Source organism: Streptomyces sp. PSU-S4-23 (genome assembly GCF_055632315.1).
Map to the genome: position 1 here is coordinate 3,756,717 of NZ_JBVMUU010000002.1, position 18,153 is coordinate 3,774,869.

General features: G+C 64.8%; 14 protein-coding genes and 1 pseudogene. 8 read left to right on the forward strand and 7 right to left on the reverse strand.

What is annotated here, in order from left to right:
* Positions 1-124: 124 nt before the first annotated feature.
* The 3 genes from ACZ79I_RS17225 to ACZ79I_RS17235 all read right to left on the reverse strand — a co-directional run bounded on the left by ACZ79I_RS17225 (position 125) and on the right by ACZ79I_RS17235 (position 3,221).
* Positions 125-964: an SLATT domain-containing protein gene (locus ACZ79I_RS17225; RefSeq protein ID WP_471498355.1), complete on the reverse strand. Its 840-nt coding sequence runs from the start codon at positions 962-964 to the stop codon at positions 125-127.
* Between the two features lie 274 nt (positions 965-1,238).
* The gene (locus ACZ79I_RS17230; RefSeq protein ID WP_471498356.1) at positions 1,239-1,730 is read right to left on the reverse strand and encodes an SLATT domain-containing protein; all 492 of its coding nucleotides are present in this window, start codon (positions 1,728-1,730) and stop codon (positions 1,239-1,241) included.
* A gap of 12 nt (positions 1,731-1,742) precedes the next feature.
* Positions 1,743-3,221 carry an RNA-directed DNA polymerase gene (locus ACZ79I_RS17235; RefSeq protein ID WP_471498358.1) on the reverse strand — a complete coding sequence of 493 codons (1,479 nt, stop codon included), beginning with the start codon at positions 3,219-3,221 and terminating at the stop codon, positions 1,743-1,745.
* 365 nt (positions 3,222-3,586) lie between these two features.
* Between ACZ79I_RS17235 and ACZ79I_RS17240 the strand changes: the two genes are divergently transcribed.
* From ACZ79I_RS17240 to ACZ79I_RS17270, 7 genes and pseudogenes are all read left to right on the forward strand, one after another.
* Positions 3,587-4,831 carry an IS256 family transposase gene (locus tag ACZ79I_RS17240; RefSeq protein WP_471498359.1) on the forward strand — a complete coding sequence of 415 codons (1,245 nt, stop codon included), beginning with the start codon at positions 3,587-3,589 and terminating at the stop codon, positions 4,829-4,831.
* A gap of 1,701 nt (positions 4,832-6,532) precedes the next feature.
* Positions 6,533-6,934 carry a hypothetical protein gene (locus ACZ79I_RS17245; protein ID WP_471498361.1) on the forward strand — a complete coding sequence of 134 codons (402 nt, stop codon included), beginning with the start codon at positions 6,533-6,535 and terminating at the stop codon, positions 6,932-6,934.
* A 66-nt stretch (positions 6,935-7,000) separates the two neighbouring features.
* The gene (locus ACZ79I_RS17250; protein WP_471498362.1) at positions 7,001-7,459 is read left to right on the forward strand and encodes a hypothetical protein; all 459 of its coding nucleotides are present in this window, start codon (positions 7,001-7,003) and stop codon (positions 7,457-7,459) included.
* A 750-nt stretch (positions 7,460-8,209) separates the two neighbouring features.
* Positions 8,210-9,373 (forward strand): ISAs1 family transposase, encoded by a 1,164-nt coding sequence (locus tag ACZ79I_RS17255; RefSeq protein ID WP_471498364.1) that lies wholly within the window; start codon positions 8,210-8,212, stop codon positions 9,371-9,373.
* A 131-nt stretch (positions 9,374-9,504) separates the two neighbouring features.
* Positions 9,505-9,648, forward strand: a pseudogene (locus ACZ79I_RS17260) (GNAT family N-acetyltransferase); the annotation flags it as partial.
* 538 nt (positions 9,649-10,186) lie between these two features.
* Positions 10,187-10,540: a hypothetical protein gene (locus ACZ79I_RS17265; protein WP_471498365.1), complete on the forward strand. Its 354-nt coding sequence runs from the start codon at positions 10,187-10,189 to the stop codon at positions 10,538-10,540.
* An 84-nt stretch (positions 10,541-10,624) separates the two neighbouring features.
* Positions 10,625-12,028 carry a VanZ family protein gene (locus tag ACZ79I_RS17270; protein WP_471498367.1) on the forward strand — a complete coding sequence of 468 codons (1,404 nt, stop codon included), beginning with the start codon at positions 10,625-10,627 and terminating at the stop codon, positions 12,026-12,028.
* 258 nt (positions 12,029-12,286) lie between these two features.
* Here the strand turns inward: ACZ79I_RS17270 and ACZ79I_RS17275 are convergent, their stop codons facing one another.
* The 3 genes from ACZ79I_RS17275 to ACZ79I_RS17285 form a co-directional block, all read right to left on the reverse strand.
* Positions 12,287-12,874, reverse strand: a complete 588-nt coding sequence (locus ACZ79I_RS17275) for a hypothetical protein (RefSeq protein ID WP_471498369.1) — start codon at positions 12,872-12,874, stop codon at positions 12,287-12,289.
* A 393-nt stretch (positions 12,875-13,267) separates the two neighbouring features.
* Positions 13,268-13,582: a hypothetical protein gene (locus ACZ79I_RS17280; RefSeq protein WP_471498370.1), complete on the reverse strand. Its 315-nt coding sequence runs from the start codon at positions 13,580-13,582 to the stop codon at positions 13,268-13,270.
* A gap of 479 nt (positions 13,583-14,061) precedes the next feature.
* Complete coding sequence (locus ACZ79I_RS17285) at positions 14,062-14,784, reverse strand: tyrosine-type recombinase/integrase (protein WP_471498372.1); 723 nt, start codon at positions 14,782-14,784, stop codon at positions 14,062-14,064.
* An 87-nt stretch (positions 14,785-14,871) separates the two neighbouring features.
* Here ACZ79I_RS17285 and ACZ79I_RS17290 point away from each other — a divergent pair, with 87 nt between their 5' ends.
* Positions 14,872-15,102 (forward strand): hypothetical protein, encoded by a 231-nt coding sequence (locus ACZ79I_RS17290; protein WP_471498373.1) that lies wholly within the window; start codon positions 14,872-14,874, stop codon positions 15,100-15,102.
* A gap of 507 nt (positions 15,103-15,609) precedes the next feature.
* Here ACZ79I_RS17290 and ACZ79I_RS17295 read toward each other — a convergent pair.
* Positions 15,610-18,153 (reverse strand): ATP-binding protein, encoded by a 2,544-nt coding sequence (locus ACZ79I_RS17295; protein ID WP_471498375.1) that lies wholly within the window; start codon positions 18,151-18,153, stop codon positions 15,610-15,612.

Here is an 18,153-nt window from a genome sequence, read left to right on the forward strand (position 1 = left end):
CGCGCCGGAAGCTTACGGGGCCATGATCACTCGCGCCAAAGCAGCTCCAGCCCAAAGCCGTTCCGCCGACCTACTGCCCACCCTCGAATATCGAGCGGTGTGCACACAGAGCCAAAGACACGGATCAGGCTCCCTCGTGCGCTTCGGTAGGTTGGTCCAACTGTTGCTGGCGCTTTCGTTGATCACTTTTCAAGACTTCAATGCGCTGCGTGAACTCAGCCAGCGCCGATTCATCGTCTTCGATGTTTTTATACCTACCCACCTTGAGTGTAACGCCAGAATATTCTTCTTCGATGGCGTCCGCTGTTTGCTGCAGGTAGAAGCTTCGTTCCCGGAACTTGAAGTAGCCAGTAAATCCAGCAGAGAGCCCTACAGCAAAACTTGTTCCCACTGTAATCCACTTGTATGGAGCGGGAGTGTCGGCTATACCTGCAACGGTGGAGGTGGCCAGGGAGCCGATGATAATCACAGACTGAAAGACGTTGTGGGTCCTGCGGTACCGCATCCCCTCGGACCTGTACTGCTCTATAAGAGTAGGGACAGTCTCTCGATTTACATGTCGCCGGATACTTGAAGACAGGTGTAGAGAGGCTGCTGACAGCCTCTTCCTCTCTACTTCTACCTCCAACTCTAGACGCTTTTCATCTACATAATCCGCCTCCCACTCGTCTTCGCGAATCCAGTTCGAGTCAGTGCTCACCGCAGTAATGATGAACGACAACACCAAGAGGGCTACGAATATGGGAATGCATGCAAGGTTGACACGCATTAAGTCAATACGCCGCCAGGCCGCGATATTGCCCACAAGGAGCAGAATGAACAAGATGGGGGTAGACGAGTAGACCGACAGAAGCGTCAGCCGCTTTAGTCTCCCAACTCGAATTTCATGCCGAAGCTGCATAATCTTTCGCTCTTGCTCCAAGAGCCTCTCAACTGCCTGCTCCGCTTCTCTAACATTAGCCATACACGGACCCGCCTAGGGTAGCCACTGCCACGGAAACTTTGATCATAGGGAGAACCCGGAGCCACTAGGTAGGCTTTCTGGAGGACAGCGAATTTTCCGCAACGGCCGAGGCCGGCCACCGTTCTCCCTGATGGACGACATTCCACCCGTGTGACTCGCTCATCGATACTCCACCGGCTGGCCAAGTACCGCGCGACCACAGGAAAGAGTGTCCCGGGTCCCTGGTGCGCTATGCGCGTATCGTAGATTTCCACTGCCTGAATCTAGCGACGAACTAGGAAGCCATACCTTGTTCGATTCTATTGCTAGCTACACTAAACGATCTGTTGGGTACGGGGATATCACTGGAGACTATCTGCGTGTACTCGCTATTCAGCTGTTCAACTCGGGCGCGGGCCTCCTGAAAGCTAACGCCCGAATCGGCAGACAAAAATCGAAGTTCAAGCTTTACTTTGTGGCGCAAGATGGTGTAGGAGCGAGCTGAATTCAGGAAATCCGTCGCCTTCTTCGTTGCTCCAAGGAAAGATGCTGTTGCGGCTATGCTGCCTGCTACCGCAGCCACGGCGCCCCAAAAAGCGTTCGACCCAATGGAAGTCATGAAGCCAGATACCGCAGACACGCAGGCCGGTAGAAACACCATCAGGCGCCCCCAGAGCTCGGCACGTTTCGCGGCTTCGAAATAAGCCTGAGCGCTATACAGGCAGTTTCCGTGCAGCGACTCTAGCTGCTCTTTTAGAGAGTCATGTTGAGCATCAGTCAGCGGCATCTAGGACTCTTTCTAAGAGACTGGTATTTGCGGCGGCTCGGCGCGCAGATACTTGCACACCCACTTGAGCTGCGGAAGATACTCCTCCACGTCGTTTAGATACCGTGAGGACAGGTTCCGTGACTCGTGGAGGGACATTAGGAGGGCTCTACGCATGGTGATGTTTGGCTCTTCTTCGAATTTGTGGCGCAATAGCTGGGCCTCCGAAACGGAAGCTGCGCGCCCAAGGTATCGACTGGCGAACTCGCGAGGGAAGTCCTCTCGGTTTCTATCTTCCAGAATCAACCATGCGGATTCTTTAATCCGATAATCACTCAGATTCATTGATAGGAAGTATCGGAGAATTCGTTGTTCGAGGTATGGATAGCTCTTGCTTGCTCCTGACCGCATGAAGTTGACCAGTTTTCTCTGTATTTCTTCTACGCGATTCCTGAAGAGGGCAAGATATGAAAATACCTCCTTGGCTACGTGAGCAATAAACGGCAGGCTGTCGAGACACCAACTAACTGCATAGTCGTCCTGGAGCCTTGCCAGTCTGTTGATCACGAACCGGAGGCTCCGTGTGTCTGATGACTCCTGCTTGATTATCTCGTCGAAGTACTGGCGTACTTCTATGTGCGCCCCGGGTAATCCTATGTCGCAGGCTGCTGATAAGGAGGCCTTGCGCACGTCGTGGATCCGCTCGAAGGCTTCCTCAGGTTCCAGGATTGCCGTCTTTTGTGCAGACATTGACAACCTACGAGCCCTTAGGATTCTGTTAACCTCGCTCAATACATCCCGAAGATCGGTCCAGTCTCGCCGAAAAATCATGACGTCGTCGGAGTATCTAAGGTACCTAAAGCCAATTTTCGTTAGGTATTCATCTACTGGGGCCAGGTAGAGATTCGCGAGGATTCCGGAGGCGTCCGAGCCCTGAGGTAGGCCCCAAGCGTGATTAATTCGCTGAAAGCTATCTAGGAACCTATTGAGGTTCTTGGACTGGTCGGCTGATTTCGATAGGCACGCTAGGTCGTCTGCAAGGATATTGACATCGATGTGTTCATAAAACGAAGAAACGTCCAATGTTGCCATACGAAGCGAGTTGTCCGACTGGAGAGTTCGCCGTGCATTCGTCTGCATTCGCTTCCATGGCTGGTACCAAAATCTTGGCCGCGCACTCTGGTGATCCCAGCGGTAGCTATACACGGGCTTTCGGATTTGCCTATCGATGCCTGCAGCTGCAGAAAATATTAATGCATCATAAATGAGTCGGTCTCTAGCTGAGAATCGGGCCAGCGGGCGGAATGCTATAGCGTTCTTCGGATAATCGACGATCTCGGTATGCCGCGGAGTGCAGTCTCCGTCTGCAATGGCGGTTTCCAAGGTCTCCCTGTAGCCTCGGTCCCATTGATGCTCGATGTCGGCGTATGCTGCGACGTCCGGTATTTCCGAGTATTCCTGATTGCGGATTAGTAGATCTTTTGCGGTCGACAGCGTCCGCGTCAGCACCATCGCCTTAACTGACTTTCGCACCTACCGCCCCCCATCAAGCTGGTCACTAATGATACGACCAGCAGGCCGACTTGGACTCTCGATGAGAGTTGTGGTTCCGGAAGTCGGAAGCCCGGCCATGTCGTAAGCCCACCTGACCAGCTCCATCTTGCCGGCGGTGTGGCGCGCGCCTGGAGCCGAAACCCATCGGGTGAGTCCTCCGCGAGGATCGCGTCCCGTGAAGTGGTGTAGTCGGGCAGGGTTCCGGAACGCGCGGGTGTCTGCCCGGGGGCGTGCATCCGTTGGCGGTGCATGCTCCCTGAACAAGGGCAGGCCATCGCGCAAGTCTCTCTGGTGAACGGGCAGTTCGACCGGAGGAGCACGCGATGGCCTTGTCCCAGTCTGAGCTGATGCGGCTGCTGGAGTCACTACGTCGGGCCGAGGGAGTTGAAGCAATCAGGGTGGTGTGCGAGCGCATCCTGCAGGAGCTGATCGAGGCCGAGGCCACCGAGGTGATCGGTGCCGCGCCGCGCGAGCACTCCGAGACGCGCACGACCTGGCGCAACGGACACCGGGAGAGGCTGCTGACCACGCAGGCCGGCGACCTGGACCTGAAGATTCCGAAGGTGCGCAGCGGGTCGTTCTTCCCGTCGCTGCTGGAACGCCGGCGGCGGATCGACCGGGCGTTGTTCGCCGTGGTGATGGAGGCATATGTGCACGGTGTCTCGACCCGCTCGGTCGATGACCTGGTCAAAGCCCTGGGGGCGGACAGCGGGATCTCCAAGTCCGAGGTCTCCCGCATCTGCGGCGAGCTGGACGCCGAGCTGACCGCGTTCAAGGAGCGGCCGCTGGACCACACCGTCTTCCCGTACGTCTTCCTGGACGCGACCTACTGCAAGGCGCGGGTGAATCACCGGATCGCATCGCAGGCCGTGGTGATCGCGACCGGGATCTCCGCCACGGGGCACCGGGAGATCCTCGGGCTGATGGTCGGCGACAGTGAGTCGAAGCCGTTCTGGACGAAGTTCCTGCGGTCGCTGCGGGCCCGTGGCCTGGAGAACGTCCAGCTGGTGATCTCCGACAGCCACAGCGGGCTGGTGGCCGCGATCCGCACCGTCTTCCTCGGCGCGGCCTGGCAACGGTGCCGGGTGCACTTCGTCCGGGACGTGTTCTCGGTGATCGAGAGGGGTTCTGGGGAGATGGTTGCCGCCACCATCCGCACCATCTTCGCGCAGACCACCGGCGAGCAGGTGCTCAGCCAGCTGAACGTGGTCGCCGACATGCTCGGGCGGCAGTTCCCACAGGTCAAGACGATGCTGCTGGATGCGGCGGTGGACATCACCGCATTCGCCGACTTCCCGCCGGCGCACTGGAAGAAGATATGGTCGACCAACCCGCTGGAGCGGCTGAACCGGGAGATCAAACGGCGGGCCGATGTTGTCCAGGTCTTCCCCAATCCCACCGCCCTGGACCGGCTGGCCGCCGCGGTGCTGGCCGAACTCCACGACGAGTGGCAGGTCTTCGACCGCCGCTACCTCTCCGAAGCCTCCATGGCCGAGCTCTTCACCACCAAGCCGACCGAACCCGAACCGCAGATCACCCCACAACCGGAACCGAAACAGCTGCCCTGACTACACCACCCCGTGGGACATGACCTCCGCGAGTCCTCTGCCGTCCAGGGGCAGGCACCGTGTTGCGGGGTCGTCCCTGGGCCGTCCGAGGCTCGCCGAGGACGACCAATGGCAACCGACAGTGACAGACGGGCGCGGACAACGACGGACGGACGTGAACGCCAGTGGACCGTCAGCGCAGGTAAGCGGCACACCAGCCCAAGGCCGAACTCTCGCCCAAGCCGCTTCGGGACGAAGAGGTCGTGAGTTCAAACCCCACCACCCCGACAGCGACGATGTCCAACCTCGACCCGTAGCAGCCTGCTGTGCGGTCGCCACAACCAGTCCCAGTCGTACGGGTGTTGTAACCTGCCACAATGGAGGCATGGCAGTGGGAGCTTGAGAGGCAACTCTCGCTGTCAACCTTGTGCCACGACTCTCGGCCTCCCTCAGACACGCTCCACGGGTCGAAGCAGTACGTCGTCACGACGTACACAGGGAGCGGTAAGACGGCAAACTACGTCGGGCTATACAGCGCCATAAGCGAGAGCAAAAGAAGCGGCACGGCAGGTAGGGCCCTTCGCCAACTTCTGACCGCCTCAGATGTCCTTGATGGTCTGCGAGATCTTGCTTCCGAGCTAGACGAAGACGTCGCGCAGCAGCGGCGCTTCAACAGCCAGCTAAGGAGCACCGCAGAACAGGACACAGGGCTTCCTTGCATCCTTGGTGACCCGAATGATCTACCTCGCTCATCACCCCGTTGGGGATGGGCTCGATTCGTCAGCGACTTTTTGCCCTACGCAACCGAGGACGGTTCGGTTGAGTGCGTCCCTTGGTGGTCAGACGAACCCACCTACACCAACGCACTTGACGTGGCCAGGGCGGCGCTCGAAGCCATCGCTCGCAGAGTGCGAACGATCAGGACCGCCGCTCTGCTGACCCTTCGCTTGTGGGCTGGCGCAGTGCGTCCCTCCAGCGTCGTACCACCGCGCGAGAAATCACCGTGCGGTGTCATGCGACTAGCGGCGCCGATTGTCCCAGGTGCACCGGGCGCCTGGTCGTGGTTTCGCGACACGACCATGCCCCTAGCTGCTTAGCCCCTGTGTGGGGCAGCAGCCCTGCACGAGGATGACCTTGAGGCTATTTGATTGGGTCCACCACCACCCGTACCTTGGATTGGTGGTGCTAGAGCTAGCCCGCCCCGCCGCGAAGCGCATCTGCCGGTGGTGCACCACAAAGTTGAAGAATGGCATGACCGCGCTCAAAAAGCGGCTCCGGCGTCGGCTGCGAAGGTTTCTTGACCTTCTCCCAGACGACCTCAACTGACGTCGACGGGCGCCGGTAGGGGAACGTCTCCGCGATTCCCGCACCGGTCGGGCACCCGAGTGCATCCAGTACTAGGGTGCCCGACCGGCACGCCGATTCCTGACCTCTGCTCAGTCCATTTTCGCTCCGGGCTGGGTGGAGCTGGCCGTCATGCCCCTGGGGGCCTACGCCAGACTGAACCACCGGAGCCACGGTAAGCAGCGTGCCAGACCCATACCAGGTACTGCGGAAAACGACGGGGAACAGCGGTCACCCATCCAGCAGATCCACAGGTCATGACGCCACTACGCAGCAGGTCAGCAAGCCTATGAACCCTGTAGAACCCAAGCTTCCCAAGCTGGGGTTCTCCCATGAAGACAGGTCTTGCTGTCAGCCCTGCGCTGTACGGTCCGCTCCATGGCTGAGAGACCGACGACGAACTGGCGCAGGGGCATAGCTGAGGAGGCCGCGGAGCTTGCCGCCGGCACCCTGGATCCCGACTGCGCGTGCATGGTCGAGCTGCTCCCCGAAGAGCTCTTGCTGGAGACCGATGCCGTCCTCGACGTGTTCGAGGCCGACTTGCCCACGCTCGCCGAAGGAGACGACGCACGGATCTTCGCTGCCGTGGAGCGCGTCGTCCTGGCCCTGAACGCCGTGAACGAGGCTCACGACAAATGCGCCTTCGAAACCGATGAACGCGAGCAGCTGTGCGCCTACATCGATGAGGCACTCACCGAGCAGGGAGTCGACGTCGCGGCTCTGACCGCCAGGTGCGGGCTCGGTCGGCACGAGCTCACGGACCGGTGGCGGGACTGGTGAGCAACCCCGCGTCGTGAGGGATCAGGCGGACTGCGGCCATGCGAGAGGAGTGTCTACGATCGCGCCGTGAGCTACGACATCTACTTCTTGAGCAGGCTCGACGGGCAGTCCTGGGACGAGGTCCTGGAGGCGATGGAAGACGCGGCCGAGCACAGCGAGCCGATCCCTACTCGCCTCCTTGAAGCCTGGGACCGAATAGTGCCGCAGGCTCGGACCCTGCTGGGCGAAGTGGAGATCACGGAGTACGAACAGGAGTCGCGAGACCTGAGCCACTCGGGCACCGGCATCGACCTGTCCGTCTTCGGTGACGAGGTGAGCATTACTGTGCCCTACTGGCATGCGGGGGACGACGCTGAAGTCGTGCTCGGCCAGGTCTCGGCCCTTGCGGCCATCGTCGAGAAGGAGACCGGGCTGACTGCCTACGATCCCCAGACAGAACGTCCGCTGACGGAGACACCACCGGAAGGCTCGATTGAGCTGATGTCGCGAATCACCGAGGATCTGCGCAGCCGCTACGGCGGTTGAGCCCCATGCACCGGGGGAGCCAGCCAGGTTTCGAGCCGCATGCTCGCCGCGTGCCACAGTCGTGCCAGATACAAGGGTCAGCCACGGTCAACGGGGGTGCCTCGCGGCCGAGTTCCCCGGCGACCCGACCAGGTATCGAAGCTCCAGGTCAGGGCCCCCGCTCCCCAGCCTCTCTCCTAAAGCGGGTGTCGCAGGTTCGAATCCTGCCGGGGGCACCATGCCTGACCAGGCACGATGCACCAGGAAGGCCCATCGGAAGTGATCTCCGAGGGGCCTTTTGGCCTTGCATGGGAACGAATGGGAACGCGCCGTCAGGCAGCGTCTTGCGTAGGAACGGGGTGACTCCCCGGTTTCCCCCTTTCGCACGGCCGCCGCTGGCACGCCTCCGTTCACGTCGACGCCCTCGCTGCCGACCCCACGGGCGCCCTATCAACCGCTTGCCGCCCCTCCTCCAAGCCAAGTTCTCCTACATCCCGGAAACGCCCGAAGTCCAGATCGCCCCTCAGGATCAGTGCGGACCAGCGGGCGCCCACGCCGAACCGCAGGCCAGGCTGAGGCCACCGCTCCCTGCCACCAGGGGCCGTTGCATGATCGCGTTTCGTCCGGAGTGCCGTGCTGACCTGTCTTTGGAGGGGACACCCCGGTTCGGACAGGGGACGGACGCAGTGCAGGCACGGTCTCAGTGATCATGTGAGTGTCGAAGTCCCATGAACACCTGGCGAGTCCGTGCCTGCTCCTGCATCTTCTCCCATGCCCACCGTGCTGGCCCAACTGGGCCGGACTGCCGCGCCGGTCCCGCTGGCGGACGCGGTTGCACTGTCCGGCTTCCTGGACCTGGTGCCCGACCCGCGAGGCGTCCGTGGCCGCCGCTACCGGCTGTCCGCCCTGGTCGCCGCAGCCGCGGCGAGTGTCCTGGCCGGTGCCCGCTCGTTCACCGCGATCACGGAATGGATCAGCGACGTCCCTGCGTGGGCCTGCCGGGTTCCCGGCTTCCCCACCGACCCGCTATCCGGCACCGTGTCCGTCCCGCACCCCCACACCCTGCGCCGTCTGCTCGTCCAACTCGACGGCGACGCCCTGGACCGGGCGATCGGCGCCTTCCTCACCGCCCGCGCCACCCCAGCCGGCCCCGGACTGCGGGCGATCGCGGTTGACGGCAAGGCCCTGCGCGGCTCGCGCACCCACGTCACCGGGCACGTCACCCTGCTCGCCGCGATGGATCACACCGGTCACGTCCTGGCCCAACGCCAGGTCGCCGACAAGAGCAACGAGATCCCCGCCTTCCGGCCCCTGCTGGACAGCGTCGACCTGACCGGCACGGTCATCACCGCCGACGCGCTGCACACCCAGCACGCTCACGGCACCTACCTCCGCGAGCGCGGTGCCCACTACATCGCCCAGGTCAAGGCCAACCATCCCGGCCTCTTCGACCGCGTCCGCCGCCTGCCCTGGCGCGAGATCACGCTCGACCACTACGACCGCACGCGGGCCCACCACCGCCTGGAGATCCGGCGGCTGAAGACCGCCGCCTTCGCACACCTCGACTACCCCGATGCCCGCCAGGCACTTCAAGTCGTGCGCTGGAGGAAGGACTTCACCAGCGGCGAGATCACCATCGAGCGTGCCTACCTGACCACCAGCCTGCCGCCCGGCGCGGTTACCGGCGCCCAGCTCGCGGACTGGATCAGAGGGCACTGGAAGATCGAAAACCTTCTGCACCACGTCCGCGACCGCACGTTCCGCGAGGACGACTCCAAGATCCATGTCGGCCATCTCCCGCGTATCATGGTCGGCTTGCGCAACCTCGCCATCGGCGTCCACCGTCAGGACGGCCACACCAACATCGCCGCCGCCCTACGTCACACCGCTCGCGACTGGCGAAGGCCCCTGGCCGCCCTCGGCATCACTGGATGAATCCGGACAGACCTCGATCATGCAAGGGACCCTGTCCCTGCCACGGGGTGCAGATCCAATCTCCAAGCTCCACGAGCAGGCCGTTTCTCCATGTCCGTGGGCCAGCGGCGTGGGGCGGACCCTCGAAGGATCTGCACCCACGCAACGAGCTTTTCATCACGCTCATGGTCAACCCGGCCACTGGCGACGGCAACCTCGACGCGCTTTACCAGTCGTGGGGGTACAAGGACATCGGGCAGAGCCAGCCGTCACCGGCCTCGCCGGTCCTCCCGTGATGAATCGGGCTATCCAATGGTGTGCATCGTGAAGTTGCAGGTCATGGGGCTGGCATGGGTGCGGGTTTCCGTGCTCACGCTGGTCGGCGGCCGGTGTCCACGATGGAGATCGTCTGACTGGGCGGCCGGGACGGTTCTCGGATTCTGCTGCGTTCGTCACGAGCGTCCGCCTGCGATCCGTCGCCATGCGGATATCGCCGTCGGATTGCGGGGAGGGAGTGGGGTTGTCCGAGCTGGAACGGATCACGGCTCGCCGGAGCGGGCTGGGCGTGCTCGCCGAGGAGTTGGGCAAGTCATGTCACGGCGTCAGAGAGGGTTTTGCGTCCACATGAAGGAGACGTACATCGAAGCTCAGAAGAACCTCAAACGATCTTTGCGTAGTGAGCGGCGCGTGATCAGATGATCACGTCATCGACGCGCACCATCGCCCATCCATGTCGAATGAGGCTTGTCATGTTAGCTACAAGAATAGGAACGTTTGATGCGCTCTAGAGCCAGCGTCACGCTGACTGCCCTTGCCATCGCGGCAGGCTCCGTCATGTTCAGCGCGCCAGCCGCGTCGGCCGCCGCCTACTGCAGCAGCTCCGGCTGGACCGCGACCAACGAGCCCATGGAGCGGTGCACCACGCTGTCCAACGGCATCCTCTACAACAAGCAGGTTTCCGGCACCACCGTCTACACCACGTACTCCAAGACGGGCGGCTCTACCGTGAGCATCCGCCTCGGGTACACATACGGCGGATCTATGACGTATTCCTCCTACTTCTCCATCAGCTCGGGCTCGACGGTGAAGAAGTCGTGGGGCCTGGGCGCCAGCGCCTACTGCAAGAGCATGACCGGCGTCCTCAACTACAGCGGCGGCACGTTCCAGACGCCCGCCACGCACTGCTGAAACCAGCACCCCCGCAGGCCCCGTCTGATTCAGACGGGGCCTGCGGCCCTGCCTACCTCACTCTGACTACGCAAGGACCGCGCCGTGTTCTCCGCGATCTTCCAACATCACGTCGGCTATCTGGTTGCCTGCACATTGACCGCCCTGGTTCTCGGCGGCGCGGCATGGGCGCTCGCCCGCAGACTGGGCAGCCCCCACGGCCTGTGGTGGTCTGGACTCGCCTTCACTGTCACCGGTGTCCTCGGCGTCACCTTTATGGGCGCCGGCCCAGCCAGCGGCGTGTGCGTCCTCAACCATCAGTTCGCCGAACCCTTCCACACCACGCAGGGGCTGTGGAACCTGGCGATGACGGTGCCTGTCGGCGCCTTCGCTCTCCTGGCCGCCCGCCGCCCCCTTCCTGCCCTGGTCGGCGTCGTCGCCCTACCTCTGGCCATCGAGTTCACCCAGGCAACCGTCGACGGCCTGGGGCGCGTGTGCGACAGCTCGGACGCCGAAATGAACATCATCGGCGGACTGGTGGGAGTCGCAACCGCCGCGATCGTGCTCACGGTGCGCAAGACGCTCCTCTGGCAAGGTGGCGTGAAGGGCGCGCTGATCGCCTCCGTCGCGCTGCTGCTCCTCGGCTCGGGCATCGCACGCCCAATGCTCGACTTCACGAACGTTGACGGCAGCGGCCTTTCCGCAGCGGACACCGACCAGAAGCGGGCCGTCGAGACCGCGGTGAAGGAGGCATTCGGCGACCGGTACACGATCGGTCAGCTGTATGAGCAGCCGTGCGGGGACGCGTCGTGTAAGAACGTCATCTTCAACGTGCACAGCCGTGAGAAAGGTCAGTCCGAGGCGTTCGGGTACGGCAGCCTTTCCTGGCCGGACAAGAAGCACCTGAACGTACTTCTGGAGGACAGTGACCGGCCGACCAGCATGGGATACCCGGTGGATGGTGCGAAGACGCCTACCACCGAGCGCGAGGCACATCAGATTGCGCAGTCTTACGCCCGGCAGCGGTACCCATGGGTGAAGGGCGCAACGGTGCAGGAGACCGATCCCGTCGGCGACAAGGGCAGCCTGGGCTGGATGACGAACTGGCGATGGACTCACAACGGCGTTCTGATGCCCAGGATGCTGGACGTCCAGGTCGATAGGGCCGGGCACGTATCTCAGATCGACGTCAGACTCGGCCCGACCCACGCAGACCTTCCCAAGGCCAAGCTCGATGCCGGGCAGGCCGAGAAGGCCGTAACCAAGGCAGTAGCAGCACAGTTGCAGGCCAACGGAACCACCGACGCTGAGTTTCAGGCCAAGGCCGTCACCGTAAAGGCGGACGACCTGGATGGCGCGTGGAAACCCTACTGGCTTGTGAACGTGACGTCGCCCCGCGCGGGGCAGACCGACGACGCGCAGGAGCCGGATCCCGTCGAGACCTACCGAGTGAACGCCATTACTGGGCAGGTATACGGCGTCGGCGGGGAGCTCATCAAGACCAGCTGACGCCCACCAGCGAGATCCGCGAGGACGTCAAGTCCGATTTCCCATAGCGGCCAGTCCGGTTGCTGTCTCGGCGTCAAACGGAGCACACGCCAGTCCTTCAGGTGCGCGAAGCCGTGCTCGACCGCACCGCGGCCAGAGCCATGTTGGACAGCTTCTGGCCGCGGGTGAGCGGCCGGTTGCGGGCGGCCTTTGAGGGCCTCCGCCCGGTCACCCAGATCCATCGGATCGACGGTGTCGTCCTGCTTGAGGCTGAATTCCTCACCCGGCTGGACCGGCACTCCCCTGCGGATCTCCTGGGCCAGCGTCCGGAAGCTCATTCCAGACCTCGGGGAGGTCGGGCAGTTGGGCGAAGTCGTTGACGATCGGCAGCGCCCAACCTGCCTGCAGGCCGCTGCGTACGGCGGCGGCCAAGGCAATGAGGTATCCGTCCGGGTCCTCCGCGGTCGACAGCGGGCTGCGCTCCTCCTCGACGCTGAGCTGCAGGGGCATCGCCGTTTGCTGACCGGGCGCCAGCCCAAACGCCGACGCGGCGAAGGCGAGGGACTGACACAGCTCCTCCCGTTCTCCAGCGGCCCGGCTCAGCCAGTAGGCCTCGGCCAGCCTGCCCTCGGCGATCAACGTCTCTGTCGGGGAGGGGTGATCGCCTATCTGCGTCCAGATGTCGGTCGACCCGACGGTCGCGGTTGTCCCGACGGGACCAGTGGCCTCACGCTCGTCCTCGTCCGGCATCTGCTGCAAGTCGTCCGGCGGGAGGACCGCCTGCGGTGCCACCGGCTGCCGTGGTGCGATGCGCGGTTGCAGGAGGGCGGGGGCGGTCTGTCCGAGGCCGTCCTCCGGCCCGTCCATGGTCCGCGGGGCCGCTGCCGTCGAAGGGGTTGCCGCGAGCGGCGCTTCTTCGGGTTCGGTTGCACCGGTGTCTGCCGCGGGCTCTGTCCTCGCCGTCTGAACCCGCCTCTTCGGGAACCGGTGCCTCGGCGCCTGTGAGCGGCTCGGGCGGCCGGGCGGCGGCTTCTCGCTGTGGCGCTTCCCCCTCGACTTCGGTGGGAATGGTGGGCGCGCTCACGTCGGCAAGCGGCTCTTCGCCCGGCGTGCATTCCGCCGCCCCGCCCGTCATGTCGGGCGCAGGGAACCTCTCTCCGGCGGCTTGCCCTTGGCGTTGTCCGCGACGTCGACGAACGTCTGCTGGCCCTTGACGCCGTCGGGCTCCACATAGATGTCGATGCCGACGAAGGCAGAGCACTACTTCTCGCGCAGGTTCTCGACCTCGGCGGCCAACAGGGCCATCTTGCGCACGTGCGTGTAGTACCTGCTCGCGTACTCGTCGTTCATCACCGGGAGGACCCTGTCGAACGCCGCCACCAGCCGCGTGAGGGCTGCGCGGCGCTGTTCGGTGAGAGGTCCCTTGAGAACGCTCGTCGCGTAGCCATAGGTGTCCGCGTCGAGCATCACCATGTCCTGATCCATGATGTTCAAGCCGCGGAAGCCGGGCGGGAACGGCATGGCCATGTGCTCGGCCGTCATCCGTGAGAGCGCATCCAACTTCTCTTCGAACATGCCGGCGATCATGCCAGGCACACGCAGGCATCGGGTACGGTCGCTCCCCTGGATCGGACGTCACGGCACATCCGAACGCGAGCGGACCCAACCCGGGTGAACCCATGCGGTCACAGCACTAGCCTGTGCTCAGTGGCCTCTATAGAGCGCGTAGACGAACGAAGGCCCCGACCTCTGATGGGCGCTGGGCCTTTGGTCGCCCCCAAGGAGTCTGCGGTGCTCACCGCTTCAGCGACCGCAACTGACCTCAGCCGACTCCCGTGCCCTCGTTCCCACGGCCTCGTGGGGCCCTCATGGGAACGTTATGGGAACGGAAGGCCGTGTAAAGGCGGGGAAGGATCGGATCGGGACGGAAGGCCGTACCCCGCTGACCAGCAGGAACGGTGAATCCAGGGGAAGATCACCACAGACGGGGACAGCTATAGGGCCTCTCCTAAAGCGGGTGTCGCAGGTTCGAATCCTGCCGGGGGCACAACGCGTTACCGCTCTGACCTGCTGTTTCTTCCCCAGGGAGGGCTCCTACTCGGCCTCGGACTCCTCGTCCGGGGCCGTTTGCGTGAGCGGTGCGTGAGCGGACGGAGAGTTGATCTCCGGAATTTCTCCCAACGGATCGGCATCATCCGGCAGGGACTCCGGGCCGAGATCCTCCGCATCGTCGGGCTCGGGCTCCGCTTCGGGGCGGTGTTCTCGGAGGTGGCGCGGGCGCGCGGTACGAGCCGGGCAGCGGCCTCGGCGATGGCGGGGTCGGTCCCGGGGAGCAGGCTCGTGTACGTGTCGGCCGTGATGGTGATCGAGGAGTGGCCGAGCATCTCCTGGATGTCCTTGAGGTCGGCCCCGGCCGCGTGGGCGAGGGTCGCGGCACCGTGGCGGAGGTCGTGGAGCCGGACGGGCGGGAGGCCGATCTCCTCGTACGACTCGACGAAGCGCCGGGTGACGTTGGCGGGGTGAAGCAACTCCCGTTCTCCTTGGTGAAGACGCGCCCCGTCTCCGCCCAAGCGCTCCCCCACTCCTCGCGGTCCTTGTCCTGCTGGGCGCGATGCCGTCTGAGGGCCTGGACCGTGTCGGAGTCGAGCGCGATGGCCCGCGCGCCGGCGTCGGTCTTCGGAGCGTCCTCGTACACCTCCCAGCCGTCCACAACGAGTTGTTTGGCGACGGTGATGAGACCGGCGTCCAGGTTGGTGTCGGTCCACTTCTGGCCGCATGCCTCACCCCGTCGCAGCCCGCGGAACGCGATGAGGCGGAACAGGGCATACAGGCGGTCCTCCGCGACGTGGTCGAGGAAGAGGCCGGTGTGCTCCGGAGTCCAGACCATCACCGGCGACGGCTTCTCGCCGGTGAGCTTCCAGTGGAGGATGCGCTCCTCGGTCCGCACCAGGGGCTTGGGGCGTTTGCCCGCCTCCAACTCGACGTGGGCAGCCGGGTTGAAGGTGATCAACTGCTGCGCGATCACTGCGTTCAGCGTGGCCCGCAGCGTGGAGCGGACGCGCTGGCGGGTAGCCGGGCTCACGATGCGGCGGTAGGGCTCCATCTCGGCGATGGCCGCCTTCATCACCTTGCGGCGGGCGTGATGCTCGCGGCCCTTCCTGGGGATCTGGGCCAGGTCCTCGAACGTTTTGCGCCGCGCGGCGTTGCCTTCAGCGCTCGACGTCGGCCTCGGCGTCGGCCTCGGCGATGGCCTCGGCGATGGCCTCGAACATCTCCGGCAGATGGCGCCGGGCGGCCTGGTCGGCTCCGCCGCTTCTTCTCACCGTCGGTGAGCCGTTACTGCGTCGCCCATGCCACCTGCCCTGTCCTCGCGGTGCCGCCGTCCCCGCCGACGGCCGAGGTGAGGACACTGCGGGATCTCGGCGCCTGGCGACTGCGTACGGAGATGCGTCACCCGACCATGGGAGCCGTGGGGCCCCATGCTTGATCGACGTCGGCCGGGCGCGAGGCGTACGCGGCAAAGGGCTCGCGATGGCCAGGTGATCGCGTCGCGGACACGTACGACACCGACCGCCGACGCACGGCCCGGCAGGACCCCGCTGCTATGGGGCGGTGGTTATGGAAAGGCCGGGAGCGACCTGTGGACGGCCTGCTGCCGGAAGGCTGAGGACCATGGTGAGGCCGCCGCCGGGAGTGTCCTCGGCGTGCAGGGTGCCGCCCATGGCCTCGGCGAAGCCGCGGGCGACCGCGAGGCCGAGGCCGACCCCGTTGCCGCGCGGGGCGTCGCCGTAGCGCTGGAAGGGCTGGAAGATGCGTTCTTTGGCCTCGTCCGGGACCCCGGGGCCGCGGTCCACGATCCGGACCTCGACACGATCGCCCAATGCGCTGGCGGACACGAGGACCGTCTCGTCGGCGGGGTTGTACTTCACCGCGTTCTCGACGACGTTGGCGACCGCCCGCTCCAGAAGGCCCTTGTCCACCGAGACCATGGGCAGTGTCTCGGGGATGTCCAGCTCCGCGCTGTCCTCCGGCACCCCGGCCAGGGACATGGGAACGACCTCCTCGAGTTCGACGTCCCGGATCAGCGGCGCGACCGTGCCGGTCTGGAGCCGGGACATGTCCAGCAGGTTGCCGATGAGGTGGTCGAGGCGGTCGGCACCCTCCTCTATCGAGGCGAGGAGTTCGGCCTGGTCCTCCTCCGACCAGGCCACGTCTTCCGACCGCAGCGAGGTCACCGCCGCCTTGACGGCCGCGAGCGGGGTGCGCAGATCGTGGCTGACGGCGGCGAGCAGCGCGGTCCGCATACGGTCGCCCTCGGCCAGCATTTTCGCCCGGTCGGCCTCCTCCTGGAGGCGCTGGCGTTCGAGGACCACGGCCGCCTGGGTGGCGAACGCGGCGAGCACCCGGCGGTCCTCGGCGGGCAGCACCCGGCCCGTCAGCGCCAGGGCCATGTGGTCGCCGACCGGGACGTCGACGTCGGCATCCTCGGGACGCTGGATCGGGGAGCTCGGGCCCACACTGCCCGCGCAGGTCCAGGGAGCCGCGTCGCTCTCGCGCTCCAGGAGGGCCACGGAGCGCATGGCGAAGGTCTCGCGGACCCTCTCCAGCAGGGCCTCCAGGCCGGTCTCGCCGCGCAGCACGTTGCCGGCCAGGAAGGAGAGGATCTCCGACTCGGCGCGCAACCGGGCCGCCTGGTGGGTGCGCCGGGCGGCCAGATCGACGACGGATGCCACCGACACGGCCACCGCCACGAAGATCGCCAGGGCGAGGATGTTCTTCGGGTCGGCGATGGTGATGCGGTGCACCGGCGGGGTGAAGTACCAGTTCAGGAGCATGGAGCCGAAGGCTGCGGAGGCCAGCGCCGGCAGCAGGCCGCCCAGCAGTGCCGCCGCCACCGTGAGCGTCAGGAACAGCAGCATGTCGTTCGTGAGGCCGAGGGCCACGTCGATGTGGGTCAGCAGCAGCGTCAGGAGCATGGGCCCGCCGATGCCCGTGAGCCAGCCCCAGATGAGGCGCGAGCGCCCCAGCCGGGCGCCGCGTGCGATGGGCAGCCCGCGGCCCTTGCCCGCCTCGTCGTGCGTTATCAGGTGGACGTCGAGATCGGGGCCGGAATCACGGGCAACCGTGGCGCCGACGCCGGGCCCGAAGAAGTACTGCCAGCTCTTGCGGCGCGAGACGCCGAGGACGATCTGGGTGGCGTTCACCCCGCGCGCGAAGTCCAGCAGCGCGGCAGAGACGTCGTCGCCGACAACCTGGTGGAAGGTGCCGCCCAGGTCCTCCACGAGGGCCCGCTGAACGGCCAGTTCCTTCGGTGAGACAGAGGCGAGTCCGTCGCTGCGGGTGACGTAGACGGCCAGGACCTCGCCGCCGGCGCCCTTCTCCGCCAGCCGCGCGGCCCGCCGGATCAGGGTCCGCCCTTCCGGACCTCCGGTCAGCCCGACCACGATCCGCTCGCGCGAGCCCCAGATCGTCGACACCTGGTGCTGGCTGCGGTACTCGTTCAGGTACTCGTCGACCCGGTCGGCCACCCACAGCAGCGCCAGCTCCCGCAACGCCGTCAGGTTCCCCGGCCGGAAGTAGTTCGACAGTGCTGCGTCGACCTTGTCGGGCTTGTAGACGTTGCCATGCGCCATCCGGCGGCGCAGCGCCTGCGGCGACATGTCGACCAGCTCGATCTGGTCCGCGCGGCGCACCACCTCGTCCGGCACCGTCTCCTGCTGCCGGATGCCCGTTATCGCCTCGACGACATCACCCAGGGATTCCAGGTGCTGGATGTTGACGGTGGAGATCACGTCGATCCCGGCGGCCAGCAGCTCCTCCACGTCCTGCCAGCGCTTGGCGTTGCGTGAGCCGGGAATGTTCGTGTGGGCGAGCTCGTCCACCAGCGCCACCCGTGGACGCCGGGCCAGCACCGCGTCGACATCCATCTCCGTGAAGGTGCCGCCCCGGTACTCGATCTCCCGGCGTGGGATCTGCTCCAGCCCGCGCATCATCACCTCGGTGCGCGGCCGCTCGTGATGCTCCACGAACCCCACCACGCAGTCGGTGCCACGCTCGACACGCCGGTGCGCCTCGGACAGCATCGCGTAGGTCTTGCCGACGCCCGGCGCCGCGCCGAGATAGATCCGAAGCTTGCCGCGTGCCAT